Genomic DNA, 18434 nt, shown 5'->3' with positions numbered 1-18434 from the left:
AAATCAAGGAACTCATTGTGAATCGTAAACCGCTGGTATGGCTTCTTCTCGCCCTCACCATGGCCTCTTACGCCGTCTATATTTTCCTCTCAAGCAGCAGCGAATCTGTTTGGTCCCTTATTTCCGGAATCATCATCGCGGCGGCTTCGTTGGTGATGTTGTGGAGATTCTGCCGGGAACTCAAGACCAACCGCCAAGAGTGAGCAATTTGGATGAATTGTGGCGAAAACTCTGGACTACGCGGGCGTACAAAGGTTTTGTCACCATCAACCAGGACACGTACCTGGAAGCTGACGGCTCCGTTTCTACCTGGGACGTCATTGCCAGCCCGGACTCCGCTGCGGTTCTCGCCTTCACGGAGGGCGGAACCGAGGTGGTGCTGTTTGAGCAGTTCCGCGTCGGCGCAGGGAAGACCTTGCTTGAACTGCCCGGGGGCTACTTGAACGAGAATGAAACTCCGGTAGATGCGGCCCGACGCGAGTTGGCGGAGGAAACGGGCTATGGTTCGTCGGCCATCTACTACGCAGGATCCGAGTGGTGGTCCGCCAACTCAACCAAGCGCAAACACCTCGTCATCGCAGCAGAAGCCCGCCCCGGCAGCGACCCCTTGTGGGACGCGTCCGAGGCGGGCTTCGTTCGGCTATTGCCAAGTGACGAGCTGATGGACTTCCTCTTGAGCGGTGAGCTGACAGACGCGGGACTTGCCTGCCGCGGACTCATGAAGTTCGCTGCCGACACCCAACCTGCCGGCAACCAACGGAGCCCTGCATTGGACAAGCTTCAGGCGACAGTCCGAGGCCTGTTTCCTAGCTAATACGTACATCAATCACGGCCCGCTGCTTGGCTTCAAAACCATCGCCGATCCACCTCCACGACGCGTCGGCTCAGCTGCAGCCGTGAGCTTTCCGCCTTCGCCGAACTCAATCGCCGTAGCTGCGCCTATTTCGGCCGCCGAGGTGAAAGCATCACCGGCCGGGACCAGATCATGGCCCAACGATTCCAGCGCGGGGCCGTAAGCATCAATGAACGCCGGCTCGGAACTCACGGTGAGACCGTTTCGAGGAGCAGCCCGCGGAGCGGCGATAGCCTCGGAGATATCCATCCCCAGGTCAATGCGGTTAAGGATGGTTTGCAGCACGGTGGTGATGATGGTAGATCCGCCCGGCGAACCGAGGGCCAGGAACGGGTTGCCGTCTTGCAGGATGATGGTGGGCGACATCGAGGAACGGGGACGTTTGCCTGGCTGGATCCTGTTGGGATCAGTCGCTTTGTATTCGGCGCTGAAGTCAGTCAACTCGTTGTTCAAGAGGAATCCGCGGCCGGGGACGACGATTCCGGATCCACCTGTTTGCTCAATGGTCAGGGTGTACTCCACCACGTTTCCCCATTTGTCGGCGACCGTCAGGTTGGTGGTGGAAATGTTCTCGGTGTCCGTCTCGTCGGCGAGCGGTGCAGCCGCGGCCGGGCACGCGCCGTCGTACGTTGTTATGTCGCCCGGGGTAACCGGCTTGGGAGCTGCAACAGTCGGATCAATCTCGCAGGCGCGTTCCTTGCCGAAAACCGGGTCGGTGAGGACGTCAGTCGGGACTTTGACGAAGGCCGGATCGCCCACATAAGCGCCACGGTCGGCGAACGCCAGCGAGCTGGCCTCGAAATAGTGGTGCAGCGCGTCCACCGGCTGCATGTCCTTGAGCTCGAAGTTTTCCAGGATGTTCAGCGACTCGCCAACAGTGGTTCCACCGCTGCTGGATGGCGCCATTCCATAGACGTCATAGCCGCGGTACTCCACGTGCGTTGGATCCTGGTCGAGAGCCTTGTACCCGGAGAGATCGTCCGTTGTCATGAACCCGACCGGTACGGGCAGGTCAGTCTCGCCGGATTTCGGCGGTGCTTTTACTGCGGAGACAATTTCTTCTGCGAGCGGACCCGTGTAGAAAGCGCTGGTGCCTTGCTTTGCCAGCAGGCGGTAGGTCTCGGCCAGTTCGGGGTTCTTGAAGATACTCCCGACGGCGGGAGCGTCGCCTCCGGGGAGGAAAAGGTCCTGGGTGGAGGTGAAGGTGTTGAAACGGAACTTGTTGTCCAGAGTCTGGTTCCGGAACGTCTCGTCTACCACGAACCCTCGGTTGGCTACCTTGATTGCCGGCTTTAGTGCCTCGCCCAAGTCCAAAGTTCCCCAACGCTCAAGTGCGCGTTCCCACGTGGCAGGGGTACCGGGGACGCCGACAGAGACGCCGCTGGTTGGCAGTTCGGGCCTCTTGGTCGTAAAGAGATAGGGCTTGCCGGTGGCGGGATCGATGAAAGCATCGTTCGGCATAGTTGCCGGCGCCGTTTCGCGGCCATCAATGGTGCTGACTTTCTTGGACTTGGCGTCGTAGAACACGAAGTAGCCGCCGCCTCCAATGCCGGCGCTATACGGTTCCGTGACGCCCAGCGTGGCAGCTGCGGCCACAGCCGCGTCCGCAGCGTTACCGCCCTTGCGGAGGACTTCGATGGCGGCCGCTGAAGCCTCCGGATCCACCGTGCTGACCGCGCCGCCGTACCCAGTGGCAGTGGGGTTTTTGTCAGTTTCGCGAGGATCGGCGAAGGCAGGACCCGCCACCGCTCCGCTAGTCACGCTCAGGGCCAGGGCTGCGGTGACCGCAGCCAGTTGGCGTCTCACATGTGTCATGGTTCTCCCAGATCTTTCCCAGACGATGATGTGGTTGGACGGTCCGGCCACCCTACTCCGGGGCTTTGGGGAGATTCAACGGTTGTTTTCGCCGCCAAAAGCTGCCATGGGGCTCAGCCTCTGAACGGTCCGGCTTGTCAGGCGCGGGACGATTTGCGAACGATCAGCTCGAAGTCAAAGAGTTCGGTCACGGTAGTTCCGTCACCGGTCCCGTCGATGAGGATTTGCACGGCACGGTTCGCAATGAGTTGTGTCGGTTGCCGGATGGAAGACAGGGGAGGCACGGAAAACGCGGAGGCTGCGGTGCCGTCGACCCCTATCACCGCTAACTTATCCGGGACGGCAAGTCCCAGGGTGTACGCGGCGAAGAGGACACCATGCGCTTGCTCGTCGGTTGTTGCGTAGATGGACCTCGGGGCATCGGAGGCGCGGAGCCACTCCATTGCAACCTCGGCTGCTCCAGCCCGGGAGATAGGTGAAGCCCGCCGGGAGACAGCTACGGACGTGCCAGCGACGGCGCGCTCGAAACCCGAGGTGTGTTGCCGGGTGCCCACAGAGTCCACCGGTCCATTGAGCAGGCCGATGCTCTGATAGCCCTCGTCCAGCAGATGACGCGTAGCCACATAGGCGGCTTGCTCGTAGTCGATGCTCAACGACGACGCACGTTGCCCGGCGGACAGTGGGTGGAGTGCCACGACAGGCAGGCCGGCAACATTGATCGGTTTCAGGTCCGGTTCGTCCAAGAGTGAGACAAGGATGATGGAGTCGACTTTCCTTTCAATGAATGACTCCATCAGGCGGCGTTCCTGCTCCTCCATAGTTGCGGAGTCGCCAATCAAAAGAAGGTGGCCGCGATCCGCAGCGGCAACCTCCAGCGCACGGGCAAGTTCGGCAAAGAATGGATTGGCGATGTCCGGGACGATGAGGCCGATGGACATGGTTTTGCCAGCACTTAGTGCACGAGCCAACGCGTTTGGTTTGTAGTCCAGTTCTTTGGCAGCCCTGAGTACGCGTTCCCGCGCATCTGCGGAAACCGCCCTGGGCCCGTTGTTGAACACATAGCTCACAACAGCGTTGGACGTTCCAGCCAGTTTTGCCACGTCTCTGGCTGTCGGCATTGGCTTCTCCTCATGTCGGGGGTCTAACCGGGTAGATGCGTTGATCATACAGGCCGGCCGCTTGCCATTTGAACTCTTGGGAATCCCTTGTCAAAGCTATTTTGGCCGAGTAATCTAACCGGTTAGATGCTCCTCTCGCATTCGACTCAATCTCCAGAAAGGCTTCCCGTGAAGCGCAAACTCCTAGCAGCGACGTCGCTGTTTGCCGCCGGTGCGATCTTCCTCGCCGGCTGCTCCACGAGCTCCCAGAATCCAGGTCAGGCAATGGGAAGCGAGGGTCCAGGTACAGGAACCGTCAACCTGCTTGGTCCTGAAGACCCTGCGACGTTTGCACCAGTCATTGCAGCTTTCAAGGCTAAGAACCCCGACATCAGCGTCAAGTACTCGCAGGTGCCTTTTGACCAACTCAACCCAACACTTCAACAACGGCTTGGCGCCAAGGACGACACGATCGATGTCTACACCGTCGATCAGCCGAGGCTCTCCCAGTTGGCTGCCCAGGGATTCCTTGAGGACCTGAGCGACCTGAAAGAGCAGACCAAGGCCGCCGTTCCTGATGCGCAGTTCGCTGTGAACGTCTCCGAAGGCAAGCTCTGGGCTTTGCCCATCTGGAACTCCACCCAGATGCTGTTCTTCAACAAGAAGGCCTTGGATTCTGCAGGCGTAAAGCACCCCTCGGTCGATCCGGCCCACCGTATGACGTGGGAACAGGTGGTTGCCGACGCCAGGAAGGTCCAGGCCGCGGGGACGCAATACGGCCTGCTGCTGGAACAGGTAGAGGCGTACTACCAGCTGCAGCCGCTCGCCGAGTCCGCCGGTGGAGGTTCAGGCATCACGGGTGACAAGATGCTGACCACCGACATCAACAATGCCGGCTGGGAAAAGGCCATGCAGTGGTACGCGGACACGTTCTCCTCAGGGCTTTCTCCGCGGGGTGTTGGCGGCTTCCAGACCAGTCCGGTATTCACCTCCGGCAATGTGGCGTACTTCGTTGGAGGTCCTTGGGATGTTGGCGGATTTGCTAAGTCGAACATCGATTGGGGCGTGGCGCCCATGCCGTACTTCGAGGGCGGAAGCCAGGTAACGCCAACAGGTTCGTGGTCGTGGGGCATCAATCCCGCATCCAAGAACAAGGCTGCCGCAAAGAAGTTCCTGGAGTTTGCGTCCCTGGATCCGGCGGGAAACCTCGCCACCACCGAAGCGACCACCATCATCCCGGCCAACAGCGCTGCAACGGCCCAGTATCTGCCCAAGTTGGAGGCGCTGGGTGGCGACAAGAGCAAGGGGTTGGCCGAGCTGATCGCACACGAAAACAGTCAAACGGCCAAGCCGCGCCCTGTCAGTGTGGGCTACATCCAGTTTGAAGAAATCATGGGCAAGGCCTTCGCGGATATCCGAAATGGAAGTCCGGTCAATGAGCGGCTGAAGCAGGCAGCTCAACAGATGTCTGATGCTTGGAAGCGGCTCTAGCCATGTCCCCGTCGCAAACAATCAAGCGTCCACCTGCAACGCAGCATCGAGCCGTGGCTATGCGTCCGGCCCGTCGCAGGAGGCGTGCATCGTTGGTGGCAGTAGCGGGCGCCTTCCTGGCCCCAGCCTTGATCAGCCTGATAGTGCTTCGTCTTGCACCCGCGGCCGTGGCCCTGTGGGAGAGCCTGTTCCGGGAAAGCTTTCTGCGCGGCGGAACAGTCTTTGTGGGCTTTGAGAACTATGCAGATCTCTTTGGCAATGCAGACTTCAACAACGCCCTCTTAGTGACGCTCGTCTTTTCGGCAATCGTGAACCCTCTCCAGATTGCTGTGTCGTTCTTGCTTGCCGTTCTCTACACCCGCAAGGCTGCCGGGGCGAAGGTCTGGCGCTCCCTGGTTGTCCTTCCCATAGCAGTCCCTCCTGCAGTTTCTGCGGTTGTGTGGAGCGTAATCTACCGGCCGGACGGCCTGGGCAATTCATTCCTGGACCTTCTGGGACTTCCGGCGCAGCCGTTCCTGACCTCGCCGCAGCAGTCGCTGGCTTCCATCATGGTGCTCTTGAGCTGGATCGGGGTCGGCTATTGGATGCTGTTCCTGATCGCCGGTATCAACGATGTTCCCAACGAACTCTACGAGGCCGCATCCATTGATGGAGCTTCGGCCTGGCGGAAGCTCTGGTCCGTCACGTTCCCCTTGGTCCGTCGACCTCTTGCCTTCGTCCTGGTTGCCGACACCGTTTCCAACTTCCTGATTTTCGCGCCCGTCCAAATACTCACCAAGGGCGGTCCGTCAGGTTCCAGCAACCTGCTCATGTATGACATCTACACCCGGGCCTACACCCTCGGGGATCTTAGTAAAGCCCAAGCGGAAGTGATCATTCTCGTGTTACTGACCCTCGCCGTCGTTGCTGTGCAATTCCGGCTGCTTCGGAGCTCTGATGCGGCATGAGCGCGGCAGCCGCCACCAAAGCTCCGGGCCGCCGGACCCTTGGCTACATCGCGCTGAGTGTCCTGGGCGCCTGCGTTGGGCTGTTGTTCCTGATCCCGCTCTGGTGGACGTTCGTTAATTCGCTCCGGCCCGGCGGCGATACGTTCCGTTACCTCAACCCCTTGCAATGGGAGACGTTCTTCACCCTGACGCCGAACCTGGACAACTATGCCGAGCTGCTGCGCAGCAACCTGGGGTTGGCCATGCTGAACTCGGTTTTCGTCAGTGCGGCCACGGTGGTGATCGGCCTCGTGATCTGTTCCATGGCAGCGTTCGCCCTGGCTGCCATTCCGTTCCGTGGAAGCGGCGCCGTCTTTGTGGTGGTTGTGGTGAGCTTCCTGATCCCGTTCGACGCCATCGCAATTCCCTTGGCGGATCTCTTCCGTGACTGGAACCTGCAGAACACCTATGCCGGGCTCATCCTTCCCGGTCTGGGCAACGGCATGGCGATCTTCCTGTTGCGCACGTTCTTCCTGGCCATCCCTAAGGATCTCGTGGAGGCAGGCCGGTTGGACGGATTGGGGTGGTGGGGCATCTTCCGGCGGATCTATCTGCCGCTATCGGTTCCGTCCCTCATTGGTGCTGGTCTGACGCTTTTCCTCTTCCAATGGCAGTCCTACGTTTGGCCGTTGCTCAATGGCACGGACGAGCAGCACATCCTGGGTCCTATCGCCCTGTCCAACCTCCAAGGCCAGTTCAACGTGGACTACGGCGTGATGTTCGCTGGATCGATAGTCCTAACAGTGATTCCGCTCGCCATCATCATTGGGTTCCAGCGTTTCTTCATCCAGTCCGTCACTACCACCGGGCTCAAGTAACTCCCTATCAACCACCTCGGCCTATCAACCACCTCGGCATGGCACAGCCCTGCCCGAAGCAATCTACAGAAGGAACAACCATGGGTGCTCAGCACCGCATCATTCTTGACACTGACATTGGATCCGACGTCGACGACGCACTGGCTTTGGCTCTGATCTTTGGCTCGCCCGAGGCTGAACTCCTTGGCGTCACTACCGTATATGGCGACACACTGCTGCGGGCGCGTCTCGCAAAGCGGTTCGGCAAACTGTCAGGCCGGGATATCGCCGTATATCAAGGAATTGCCAGTCCGAAGTCAGGCCGCGAAGTGTGGTGGCCCGGCCACGAGGGTTCCCTGCATGAAGGACTTCCGCAGGAAATCATCGAGTCCGAGGACGCTGTCGCGTATCTCGTGCGGGAAGTCGCCAACCATCCCGGCGAGATCGATGTGATGGCAATCGGACCCCTAACGAACATCGCAGCGGCCCTTGAAGCTGATCCAGCATTCGAGCGCAATCTGCGGCATCTGTGGATCATGGGCGGAGCGTTCGGCACGGGCGAGACCGAGCACAATTTCCGCAGTGATGACCAAGCAGCTCGGACCGTTTTCGCATCCTCCCTCAACATCACCGTCACCGGCCTTGAAGTGACCCGCCAAGTGGAGATGCGCCGGGACCAGCTCGAACTGATCGCTGCGGCCGGCCCGCTGGGAGAAGCGCTCGACGCCGATATCCGGCAATGGTGGGCGTTCTGGAACGAGGAATGGAATGTCCCGCACGACCCCATCACAGTCCTGACGTTGCTTCGCCCGGAGCTCTTCGAAGTGTCCACACCCGGTACTGTCGCGATCACGTGCGACGGCGATTCGGCGGGCTTGAGCACGTTCACCCCTGATCCCGAGGGCAGGGTTCGCTGCGTCACCACCATCGACGCGCAAGCAGTCGCGAACGAAATCAGCACCAGAATCGTCAAGGCGGGCAGGCTGCTGCACGACGTCGAGACTCCCTGAGCCTGATCATGCCGTCACTGCCGGGCGAAGCGCGTGCTTCGTTCAGCAGTGACGGCATCCCCGTGCTTGGAATCCTTGCCAAACAGTGGCACGCTGATGCCCACTTGGGGTGATTGAAGAGCGGCTGACTCTGCGCAGGGGAAGGACGGGGATGCCAACCGATTTGCCAGCAGGCTCCGCGGGTCCGCCCGCACGGACTGACGTTTCGGCTGCGCTGTTGGGTGGGAAAACGTTCCGAAGCCTCAGCGAACAGACCCTCTCACCCAAGGAAGAACAGTTCGAACGAGGCCGCCAAACGCTCGGGCTGTTCCTCGCCCCAGCCGTGGCAGTGGTTTTTGCCCTCCTGCCAGTGCCCATGGACCGGACGCAGCAGCTCCTCGCCGCCGTGCTGTTGGCGGTCATCATCCTGTGGATCTGCGAGCCTGTGCCCATCCCGGTCGGAGGACTTCTTGGGGTGGCGGCTATCGTGCTGCTCGGAATCGCCCCTGCGGGTGACGTGCTTGCTCCTTTCGGATCGACGACGATCTTTACCTTCATTGGGGCGTTCATCCTGGCGCAGGCGATGCTCAAACACGGCATCGCGCAAAGACTCGCCTACGCAGTACTTTCATTTCCGGGGGTGGCCAAGTCCACGTACCGGGTGATCGTCGCGTTCGGGGTCATCACATGCATTCTGTCGGCGTTTCTGTCGAACACGGCCACCGTGGCAATGCTGATGCCGACGGCGCTTGGGATACTTGCTGTGATTGCCGAACTCCTCCAGGACCGCGGAGTTGTAAAGCCCGACTTTGACCCGCTCCGGCTCCGCCTTGGAGCTGCGCTGATGCTCATGCTGGCCTACGGTGCAAGCGTTGGTGGTCTACTTACCCCTGTGGGTTCCCCGCCGAACCTCATCGGCCGTGGACTGATCGAGGAAGCAACCGGGGAACGAATTTCCTTCGCCCAGTGGATGGCCACGGCGGCACCGCTCTGCCTGGTCATGTTCGTGGTGCTCGCACTGATCATGTTCCTGCTCAACAAGCCAGAAATCCGGCGGCTCGAAGGAGTCGAAGAGTACATCCGCAAGCAAAAAGCCCTTCAAGGCCGGATGTCCCGGGCCGAGGTGAACACGCTTATCGCCTTCGCAATGACCGTGTGCCTTTGGTTACTGCCTGCGGCGGCAAGCCTGGTCTGGGGCACTGACTCCGCTATCTACAATTTTCTGGACGACCGGCTGGATGAGGGAATAGTGGCCGTTCTGGGGGCGTCGCTGCTGTTCATTCTGCCGACCAACTGGAAGGAACGCCGGGCCACCCTGACGTGGACCGACGCCGCGAGGATCGACTGGGGAACCATCATCCTGTTCGGGACGGGCATCATTTTCGGTTCGTTGCTCTCGGCGACGGGTTTGGCCCGGACCATTGGGACCGCCGCGTCCCAGAACCTGAACGTCACCAACTTTGTGGCCATCACCGCATTCGCCGCAGTTCTGGCCGTCCTCATTTCGGAGACGACCAGCAACACGGCTTCGGCCGCCGTCGTGGTCCCTATCGTCATTCCACTCTGCCAAGCGATGGGAATCGATCCGATGGTGCCCGCGTTGGCCGCCACGTTCGCGGCCTCGTTTGGGTTCATGCTGCCTGTGTCCACGCCGCAAAACGCGATCGTTTACGGTTCCGGCTGTGTTCCGATCACCCGGATGATCCGCACCGGCATTGCGTTCGACGTCATCGGAGCGCTGCTCATCATCGGCATCATTCCTGTGATGGTGGCGGCTACAGGGATCGGCCGCTAGCCAGGGCTGTTTAGGCTCCCGGCATTATGATCAGCCCGCTCGTATGACGGTTGGGGCTGATTGGCCCAAGAAGGCCGCAACGTGTGGTTTTTCTATTCGATGGAGAGTAATCTCAGCCGCGATGCCCTTCTTCACTGGCATCGGCCAGGCGGCCGCGGGGAACGGCCGCTGTCAGGGACTTGTCCCGTGAGCGCAGGCACTGGTCTCCCTCCACAACTCATGGATGGTGCCGCGGAATACACTCGCTCCGCTCGAAATCGAGGAACCCCATGAAAAACAAAAAGGCGCTCAGGCTTGCGCCCGTTGCAGTACTGGTCGCTGCCATGCTTTACCCCGCTGTGCCGGCGGCAGCCGCCTTGCAATTACCTATTTCGCTTCCAGCAGGCGAAGGCTGTTCGTTTGCGCTGATGCTCGATGGATCTGGTGGCATCATCCACACAACAGAGTTCAAGGACAAAGACGGCAACGTGGTACGCGTTCTCGAAGCCGGCAAGGGCGTCCTCCTGACGTACACGAACCTCGATACCGGGGAGTCTGTCACCATCCGGACTGACGGTTCGGTAGCCAGCACCCGGGTCAATGCCGATGGGACGCTCACGGTCACGGCAACGGGCCACAACGGACTGATCTTGTTTCCCACGGATATCCCTGCAGGGCCTACAACTACGCATTACATTGGCAAATTGGTCTACGACATCGATCCTGTGACCGGCGTTTTCACTTTCGTGACGAGTTCAGGCCAGCAGCGGGACATCTGCGAAGAACTGGAGTAGAGCCGAACGGCTGGCCCGGTTTCCGGGCCAGCTGCGGACCGCCGTCCTAAACGCCCAGAGCATCCAGCACACTTTGGCCGATGTCCTTGCCAATCCGACGAAGCAACTTCCTGGACAACTCAGGATCCTTCGCGGAGTCCAACGTTGTGTAGTCAGCCAGCGCATACACGCAGGACAAGGACATCTCGGACCACCGCTCTTGCGGCAGCAGCGAGCGGCCGGCGACGGCGATGATGGGCCGGGTGCCGGAACGGCGGGCGACGGCGGCGGGCAGCTTCCCTGCGAGCGTCTGCTCATCGATGCTGCCTTCGCCGGTGATCACAAGATCGCAATTCTCCTTGCGGGCATCGAAGTCCAGAAGGTCCAGGAAGTAGTCCGCGCCTGAAACCTGGCGGGCACCCAGCAGGAGGCAGGCGAACCCGATCCCGCCGGCACTGCCGGCACCGGGCTGCTCTGCCAAGGACGCGATCCCAGCCTGCGACTCGCGGCCTGCCCAGGAACCCACCGCAGCAGCAGCCCCAGAGCCGGCGAGCACCGAAACGAAGTGCGTCAGACCGGCGTCGAGCGCTGAAACATCAGTGAGCGAACAGCCCTTCTGCGGCCCGAAAACGGCGGGCGAGCCGTCGGGACCGCAAAGTGGGTTGTGGACGTCGGTGGCGAGGATGAGTTCCACGTCCGCCAGTTCCGGGACCAACGAGCCGGACACCGAATGCACCAGTGAGAGTGAATGCCCGTTGCCTGACAGGGAAAGCCCGGACGAATCCAGGAACCGAAGACCCAGCGCTGCGAGCATGCCCATGCCGCCATCGGTACTGGAACTGCCGCCAAGGGCCAGCACCAAACGTGCGGGCCGAAGGCCCAAGGCAAACAGCACGGCTTCGCCGAAACCACGGCTCGAAGCCTCCATCGGCGCCAAGTCACCTTGAGGCAGTACGGCCAAACCGCACGTGTTCGCGACCTCCACAACTGCCGTGACGCCGTCGAACGCGATGTCTGCCTGGACGGGCCGGCCCGTGGGGCCGGCAACCGTGCAGTTGTAACGGCCGAAGCCGGAGGCGACGGCGGCATCAACGCTGCCGTCACCTCCGTCCGCGAGTGGAAGGATCTCGCAGTGGATCGCCCCGGATGTGCCGTGGGCGGCACCGAGGCCCGCTGCCAGGGCTTCCGCAACCTCGCCGGCGGTGAGGCTGCCTTTGAACTTGTCAGGGGCGATGAGCACGGTCTTCGGGGCGGTGGTGTTGGTCATGTCAAATGGATTCCGAGTAGGCGGGACGGCGGTCGGCGGAGGCGGCGGGTACAGGAGGTGACGGTACGACGGCGGCTGAGTGCTTGGGTGCCTCAAGGGGGTCTGTCTCGTCCTCCACAGGGACCACCACGGCATCATCAGCTGGCATCGGTTCCACGGTCTCGCCCGCAAAGACGCGACGGGCGCGGTCGGTGTCCAGTGTGCGGTCCCAGCGGGCGATGACCAGGGTGGCCACGGCGTTGCCGGTGAAGTTGACCAGGGCACGGCACTCGGACATGAATTTGTCGATTCCGAAGATCAGCATGATCCCGGCCGCGGGGATGGTGCCGAGCGTGGTGAGCGTGGCGGTGAGGGCAATGAAACCGCCTCCGGCGACGCCTGCCGCACCCTTGGAAGTCAGGAGCATCACGGCGAGCAGGCCGAGCTGCTGGCCAATGGTCAGATCCGTGTTGGTGGCTTGTGCGATGTACAGGGCAGCGAGCGAAAGGTAGATGGCGGCGCCGTCCAGGTTGAAGCTGTAACCGGTGGGAACAACCAGGCCAACAGTCTCCTTCTTCACTCCGGCATGCTCGAGCTTGCGCATCAGGCCGGGGAGAGCAGGCTCAGCGGTAGAGGTGCCCAGGATGAGCATGTATTCCTCTTTGAGGTGCCGGATCATGGTGAAGATGTTCAGCCGCAGCATGGCCATGATGGAGCCGAGCACAACAATCACGAACAGTATGGAGGTGCCGTAGAACAGCGCAATCAATCCGCCCATGCTGGTCAGCGACGAGACACCGTACTTGCCAACTGCGAAGGCCATGGCGCCGAACGCACCCAGCGGAGCGGCCTTCATGATGAAGCCCAGGATCTTGAACATCACGCCGGTGAGCCGTTGGACGCCGTCCAGCACAGGTGCGCCAACCTTGCCCATGGCGTTCAGGGCGATGCCGAACACCACAGCAATGAAGATGATCTGCAGGATGTCGCCCTCAACGAACGGGCCGGCGATGCTGTTGGGAATGATGTGCGTCAGGAACTGCCACCACTCCTGGTGCTGTCCGGCGTCGATCAGTTTCGCAGCCGAGTCGGAGGTCTTGATAGTGCTGGCGTCTGCGTTGACTCCGTCACCCAGACGGAAAACGTTGATGGCCACAAGGCCGAAGACCATGGCGCAAATAGTGCCGATCTGGAAGTAGGTGAGGGCTTTCAGGCCCGTCATCCCCACCTTCTTGAGGTCGGCGACACTGGCGATTCCGCCCACGATGGTCAGGAACACGATGGGGCCAATGAGCATCTTCATCGCGTTCACGAACGTGGTGCCGATGGGTTCCATGGCGATGCCGGCAGTCGGGGCGAGCCAGCCCAGGACGATGCCGACCACGATCGCGGTGAGCACCCAAAAGTACAACTGCCGGTACCAACGGGTCTTGTTTGGCGCTTTCCTGCTTGTGGCCGCTGCGCCGGCGGTGGTGATGTGTTCCATGATTCCTACCTCATTGTGGAATGTCTCTGGAGAAGCTGAAGGATGTGGGGAATTACGAAGGCGGCCAGGCGGCCGCCGTCGAACGTTCACTCTGTTGGGTTAGACAGCCGCGAGAGTGCTGACGAGTGCCGAGATAATGGCCTCGGTGACATCGTCCGTGGTGGCGTCGCCGCCGACGTCGCGGGTCAGGTGACCGGAACCCGTGGCCTGTTCGATCGCTGCCTCCACGCGGCGGGCTTCCTCGTGCAGGCCGAAGTGGTCCAACATGAGGGCGGCACTGGCGATGGCACCGATCGGGTTGCTGATGCCTTGGCCCGCAATGTCTGGTGCGGAACCGTGGACCGGCTCGAACATGGACGGGAAGCGGCGCTCCGGGTTCAGATTGGCGCTCGCGGCCAGGCCAAGGCTGCCGGCAAGGGCGGAGCCGAGGTCCGAGAGGATGTCGGCGTTCAGGTTGGAGGCAACCACTACGGACAGGTCCTCCGGCTTGAGGATGAACTTGGCGCTCATCGCATCAACCAGCACGCTCTCGGTCTGCACGTCAGGGTAATCCAAGGCGACACGCTGGAAGGTTTCGTCCCAGAGGACCATGCCGTACTGCTGGGCGTTGGACTTGGTCACCGAGGAAACCTTCTTCACCGTGCGGGTCCTGGCGAGATCGAAGGCGAAACGCATGATGCGCTCGCAGCCTTTTTCGGTGAAGAGCGCGGTCTGGAGGGCGACCTCATTGCCGGGACCGCGGCCGCTCAGGTTGCGTCCGCCGAGGCCGGCGTATTCGCCCTCGCTGTTTTCGCGGACGACGATCCAGTCCAGCTCGGTATCGTCAGCCTTGCGGAGCGGGGACTGGATTCCGGGGAGGAACTTGACCGGGCGGATGTTGGCCCACTGGTCAAAGTTCTGGGTGATGTTCAGGCGCAGCCCCCAGAGGCTGATGTGGTCCGGGACGTTTTCCCAACCAACGGCTCCGAAGTAGATGGCGTCGAAGTCCTTGAGAGCTTCAAGGCCCTTTGGATCCATCATCTGCCCGGTCTTTTCGTAGTAGCCGCAACCCCACGGGAATTCGGTCCATTCGAAGGCGAACTTGCCCTCGGAGTTCTCGGCGAGTGCGTCCAGCACGCGACGGCCAGCGGAGACAACTTCCTTGCCCACGCCGTCAGCGGGAATCGATGCGATGGTGAATTTCTGGGTGGCGCTCATGCCTACCTCCTCGTTGAGTTTGTTAGCAGTGAGCCTGTTATCGGGGTCACACTGTTCTTCCTCTTCAAGTAGACGTTTGAGGGGTAGTTGGCGTCCAAGACTTAGTTTCGATACGGCTGATAGGTAGGGCCTATCAGTTCTCTTCGACACCGTGGCTGCGGGCAACGTCCAGGAACGCTCTGGCAGCAGGCGTGAGATTTTCCTTCCGGCTCAGCACTGCGACATCCAGATAATTGACAGGCTCGATCAACAGCGTCCTCAGCCCCGCTTTGTGTGCGGTGGGTGCCCACGACGACGGCATCACAGCGTGGCCGACCCCTGCCAGAACCAGCGGAAGGATGGACGTCCTGTGCGCGACTTCCACCACGATCTCCACCTCCACACCGTGCGCCAAAGCATCGTCCACCAGCCAGCGCATCAGGGATCCGCGCTGGCTCGCGATGAGCCGATGGCCGCCGAGGTCCCCGCGCTGGATGGCAGTGGCTTTGGGGGCAAACGTGTCCGCTTGTGGATTGACGATCAAGATCAGGGGCTGGCGTTCAAGCTCCAGGACTTCGACGCCGGGCACCTTAATTTGGGTCGGCGACCCCGCCAAACCGATCTCGCTGCTTCCGCTACGGACGGATTCGATCACTTCTTCAGGAGTGAAAGCAGCGCCTACGTTCAGCCGGACCCAGGGATGGAGCTTGGTGAAGGCGGCGATCATCGAGGTCAGAGGTTCGATGCCTGGCGAAGGCATCGTGATGATGTCCAGCCGGCCGCTGCGCATACCCCGCAAAGATTGGACGGCTGACTGGGCCGCGTCGAGGTCCCGCATCACCAAGCGGGCCGGTCCAACGAGTTCCTTGCCGGCTTCGCTCAGGACTGCGCGCCGGCCGATTCGATGGAAGAGCGGAACGCCGAGCTCTTTCTCAAGGCTCGCAATGGTTTGGGACAGTGACGGTTGGGCGATCAGAAGATGCTCGGCTGCGCGGTTGAACCCGTCGTGATCCACGACGGCGAGGAAGTACTTAAGTTTTCGCGTATCCACGGTGTGGGGTCCTTTGGGCGTAGGCGAAGGTTTCAGGGCATCGATAGTTTATGCCTATCAATATCCCTTCAAACGGAACCCAACTGAGTCGCAGCTGAGCGCGTTTTGACGGCTCTAAACGCGCTCTAATGCGACTCAGTTGGGTTCAAACCCGGACGGTTTCCTTCCCGGCGATCACCTGGTTCAGCTGGGCGAGCGTGTCCTCTGGCGTTCCGTTGGCGTCAACCCGCATGAAGCCGTCGAACTCGGGCAGGGAGCGGTAAGCAGTTCGGAACGCTTCCAGGTCTGCCAACTCTTCATGATCGGTACCGCGCGCCATGATCCGTCGTTGGGCACACCGCGGGTCAACCTCGAAGTGGACTACGAGGTCCGGGACCGGGAGCTTTTCCTGCAGCCACGGGAGGAACCAGCCCCGCCTCAATCCAGCCGCGAGGCGCAGGGCCAGTTGGCAGTGCAGGTGCCTGTCCATGACCACCAAGCCGTCGAACCGCAGGGCTCGGGCATGCGAAACAAGGACGTTGACCACGCGGATGCACGTCTCTACAAAATCGGCACCGCGTGGCGGCAACTTCCACCCAAATCGCTCCGCAACGAGCGACATCCGTCTGCGTGCAGCATGGTTGCTAAGCAGCAGCGCGTTGTGCCCCTCAGCGCGAGCAGAGTCCACCAAGGCGCGGGCCGCCGTCGTCTTTCCTGAGCCGTCTATTCCTGTCAGAACAATGAGCATGGGGCCTCCCGTCGTCTCTCTTCCAACGGAGGGGAGGCCAGTGGTGTGCCCTGATTGAGGCATAGATCACTTCCCGGGCAAGACCCGTTCACCCAAAGGGCCGCCAAGTAAACCGGGGTTGCTCCCGATTCAGGAAGGCGCTGATGCCGATCTCCATGTCAGGGCTGTCAGGCATGGCGGACCAGGCGGCGGCCCACTCCTGATCGATGTCCGTTTGCCCGTCCGAGGCATCCAGGTCCACCAAGCGCTTCATGGAATGCATCGAGAAGCGCGAACGGTTCCGCAGCGACTCGAGCAGCGCCTCGCATTGTTGCTCAAAGGACGCGGAAGGAACGACGTCGGCCACCAAACCCAGCGCTTGGGCTTGGTCTGCAGTGAATGTTTGCCCGGTAAGGAGGATGTATTTGGCGTTGGCGTGCCCCACCAGCCGGACCAGCCGTTCAATGCCCGGGCGCGGGTAGATGATGCCGATCTTGGCCGGAGTCAGCCCGAAGACTGCGCGCTGGTTGGCGATGATGAAGTCGCACGCCGAGGCGATCTGCCATCCTCCGCCCATGCAGGCGCCATCCACCAAGGCGACAGTGGGCTTGGAAAGTGATGCAATGGCGTGATCCGCCAGGCTGAGATGGTCAACAACGGACCCGTCCGGCTGGGGGTCCAACAGCACTGACGAGAGTTCCTTGATGGAAGCCCCTGCGCAGAAAGTGTCGCCCGCACCGCGCAGTGCCACCACGGCAATATCGGGATCGGTATCGAGCTGGGGCATCAGCTCCTGGATTTCCAGGCACATTGCCTTGGTTAGGGCATTGCGCTGGGCAGGGTTGCAGATTTCCACGGTAGCGATGCCATCAGCCACGGAAACCGCTATGCGGCCCACACGGCTGGCATGGGAAACACGGCCCGCGGAAACACGGGCAGCTTGGGAAACTGTGCTCATCGCCGTGCTCCATTCTTGGCCGGAGCCGAGGCAGGCCCGCAAAGAACGCGGCCCTCGCGCTCAAGCCGCGTGACGTCGTCGTAGGTCATTCCCAGCTCCATGAGTACTTCGGTGGTGTGTTCGCCAAGCAGCGGCGGGGGCGACAGGATTTCGCTGGGTTCCCCGTCCAATGTCAGCGGTCCGCGTAGGAGGGGCAGCTCAGAGCCGTCCCGCCGCTGGCCGTGTTGGACAAGGCCCAGCGCGGCGACCTGTTCGGAGGCCAGGGCCTGCGTGTAGTCGTAGATGGGGCCGCAGGGGATTCCCGCCTGGCTGATCAGCGGCACCCATTCGTCTGCCGGTTTGGCCACCAAGGACGCCTCAATGAGTTCGCTAAGCTGCTGCCTGTTGGCCGAGCGGTCCGCCCCTGTGATGAACCGGGGATCCTGTACAGCCTTGGGAATATCCAGCAGGCTACAGAATGCCTTCCACTGTTTGTCGCTGCCCACAGCGATGTTGATGGATTCGGTGGCGGTGGAAAACTTGCCGTAGGGGGCGATGACGGGATGGTTATTGCCCTGCGCTGTGGGCGCTTCCTTAAGGCTGAGCGCCTGCTGTCCCTGGAAGGCGGACAGGTTCAGTGCCGTCTCCAGAAGGGAGGTGGACACGTTGCCAACGCGCTCACCATTGCGGACTCCGAGCAGTGCTGCGAGGATCCCAAACGCGCACACCATTCCGGAGGTGATGTCCACGATCGGTATTCCCACGCGGTAGGTTTCACCGTGACCAGGCCCGGTGACCGACATCAGCCCGGACATCCCTTGGATGACCTGATCCAGGCCGGCGTCGTCTTTGAGGGGCCCGGTGTTGCCGAACCCGGTGACGGATCCCACTACAAGCCCGGGATTGAGTTCTTCCAACCGCGAAGGGGCGAACCCCATTTTCGCCAAGGTGCCGGGCTTGAAGTTCTCCACCAGGACGTCGGCTCCGGCTATCAGCGTGGAGAGGATGTCGCGTCCCTCTGCTGAGTAGAAATCAACGCAAACCGAGGTCTTGTTCCGGTTCACGGAATCGAAGTACAGGCTGTGGCCATCCTGGAAGGGCGGCCATTGACGGGCGGTATCGCCGCCGTTGATGCTTTCGACCTTGATGATCCTGGCGCCCATGTCGGCCAGGAGTGCGGTGCAGTAGGGTCCCGCGAGGGCTCGGCTGAGATCGACCACGGTGATTCCGCGGAGTGGTTTGAGCATTGTGGGCACC

17 protein-coding genes are annotated in these 18434 nt (G+C 61.3%); 8 read left to right on the top strand and 9 right to left on the bottom strand.

The features are described from left to right. Window positions 1-17: 17 nt before the first annotated feature. Together J2Y41_RS10960 and J2Y41_RS10955 are read left to right on the top strand one after the other, a co-directional pair. Window positions 18-203, top strand: a complete 186-nt coding sequence (locus J2Y41_RS10960) for a hypothetical protein (protein WP_224165391.1) — start codon at window positions 18-20, stop codon at window positions 201-203. Beyond that, window positions 200-814 (top strand): NUDIX hydrolase, encoded by a 615-nt coding sequence (locus J2Y41_RS10955; RefSeq protein WP_309928440.1) that lies wholly within the window; start codon window positions 200-202, stop codon window positions 812-814. The genes J2Y41_RS10960 and J2Y41_RS10955 overlap by 4 nt, the downstream gene beginning before the upstream one ends. A gap of 12 nt (window positions 815-826) precedes the next feature. Here the strand turns inward: J2Y41_RS10955 and ggt are convergent, their stop codons facing one another. Both ggt and J2Y41_RS10945 read right to left on the bottom strand, forming a co-directional pair. Continuing rightward, window positions 827-2668 carry a gamma-glutamyltransferase gene (gene ggt / locus J2Y41_RS10950; RefSeq protein WP_309928439.1) on the bottom strand — a complete coding sequence of 614 codons (1842 nt, stop codon included), beginning with the start codon at window positions 2666-2668 and terminating at the stop codon, window positions 827-829. A gap of 137 nt (window positions 2669-2805) precedes the next feature. After that, window positions 2806-3786 carry a LacI family DNA-binding transcriptional regulator gene (locus J2Y41_RS10945; RefSeq protein WP_309928438.1) on the bottom strand — a complete coding sequence of 327 codons (981 nt, stop codon included), beginning with the start codon at window positions 3784-3786 and terminating at the stop codon, window positions 2806-2808. A gap of 168 nt (window positions 3787-3954) precedes the next feature. Between J2Y41_RS10945 and J2Y41_RS10940 the strand changes: the two genes are divergently transcribed. From J2Y41_RS10940 to J2Y41_RS10915, 6 genes are all read left to right on the top strand, one after another. Next, a complete protein-coding gene (locus tag J2Y41_RS10940) occupies window positions 3955-5256 on the top strand; it encodes a sugar ABC transporter substrate-binding protein (RefSeq protein ID WP_309928437.1) in 1302 nt (433 codons plus the stop codon). A 59-nt stretch (window positions 5257-5315) separates the two neighbouring features. Beyond that, a complete protein-coding gene (locus tag J2Y41_RS10935; protein ID WP_309928666.1) occupies window positions 5316-6203 on the top strand; it encodes a sugar ABC transporter permease in 888 nt (295 codons plus the stop codon). Next, window positions 6200-7060: a carbohydrate ABC transporter permease gene (locus J2Y41_RS10930; protein WP_309928436.1), complete on the top strand. Its 861-nt coding sequence runs from the start codon at window positions 6200-6202 to the stop codon at window positions 7058-7060. The genes J2Y41_RS10935 and J2Y41_RS10930 overlap by 4 nt, the downstream gene beginning before the upstream one ends. A gap of 80 nt (window positions 7061-7140) precedes the next feature. Further along, window positions 7141-8049, top strand: a complete 909-nt coding sequence (locus J2Y41_RS10925) for a nucleoside hydrolase (protein WP_309928435.1) — start codon at window positions 7141-7143, stop codon at window positions 8047-8049. 151 nt (window positions 8050-8200) lie between these two features. Continuing rightward, window positions 8201-9823 carry a DASS family sodium-coupled anion symporter gene (locus J2Y41_RS10920; RefSeq protein ID WP_309928434.1) on the top strand — a complete coding sequence of 541 codons (1623 nt, stop codon included), beginning with the start codon at window positions 8201-8203 and terminating at the stop codon, window positions 9821-9823. Window positions 9824-10092: 269 nt separating this feature from the next. Continuing rightward, window positions 10093-10596, top strand: coding sequence for a hypothetical protein (locus J2Y41_RS10915; RefSeq protein ID WP_309928433.1), 504 nt, complete (start codon window positions 10093-10095; stop codon window positions 10594-10596). Between the two features lie 46 nt (window positions 10597-10642). On the opposite strand, the gene J2Y41_RS10910 is transcribed toward J2Y41_RS10915, so the two are convergent. The 7 genes from J2Y41_RS10910 to J2Y41_RS10880 all read right to left on the bottom strand — a co-directional run bounded on the left by J2Y41_RS10910 (window position 10643) and on the right by J2Y41_RS10880 (window position 18424). Next, entirely contained in the window at window positions 10643-11842 is a 1200-nt protein-coding gene (locus tag J2Y41_RS10910; RefSeq protein WP_309928432.1) for a glycerate kinase, read from the bottom strand. Window position 11843: 1 nt separating this feature from the next. After that, window positions 11844-13307, bottom strand: a complete 1464-nt coding sequence (gene dctA / locus J2Y41_RS10905; protein WP_309928431.1) for a C4-dicarboxylate transporter DctA — start codon at window positions 13305-13307, stop codon at window positions 11844-11846. Between the two features lie 99 nt (window positions 13308-13406). Further along, complete coding sequence (locus J2Y41_RS10900) at window positions 13407-14504, bottom strand: tartrate dehydrogenase (RefSeq protein WP_309928430.1); 1098 nt, start codon at window positions 14502-14504, stop codon at window positions 13407-13409. A gap of 133 nt (window positions 14505-14637) precedes the next feature. Further along, window positions 14638-15534, bottom strand: a complete 897-nt coding sequence (locus tag J2Y41_RS10895) for a LysR family transcriptional regulator (protein WP_309928429.1) — start codon at window positions 15532-15534, stop codon at window positions 14638-14640. A 145-nt stretch (window positions 15535-15679) separates the two neighbouring features. Further along, window positions 15680-16261 (bottom strand): AAA family ATPase, encoded by a 582-nt coding sequence (locus J2Y41_RS10890; protein ID WP_309928428.1) that lies wholly within the window; start codon window positions 16259-16261, stop codon window positions 15680-15682. 88 nt (window positions 16262-16349) lie between these two features. Then, a complete protein-coding gene (locus J2Y41_RS10885; RefSeq protein WP_309928427.1) occupies window positions 16350-17198 on the bottom strand; it encodes an enoyl-CoA hydratase/isomerase family protein in 849 nt (282 codons plus the stop codon). Further along, window positions 17195-18424 (bottom strand): CoA transferase, encoded by a 1230-nt coding sequence (locus tag J2Y41_RS10880; RefSeq protein WP_309928426.1) that lies wholly within the window; start codon window positions 18422-18424, stop codon window positions 17195-17197. The genes J2Y41_RS10885 and J2Y41_RS10880 overlap by 4 nt, the downstream gene beginning before the upstream one ends. Window positions 18425-18434: the final 10 nt, after the last annotated feature.

It is taken from the genome of Arthrobacter sp. 1088, assembly GCF_031455315.1.
Classification (GTDB): domain Bacteria; phylum Actinomycetota; class Actinomycetes; order Actinomycetales; family Micrococcaceae; genus Arthrobacter.
This window is presented reverse-complemented; position numbering and strand designations above follow the sequence as displayed.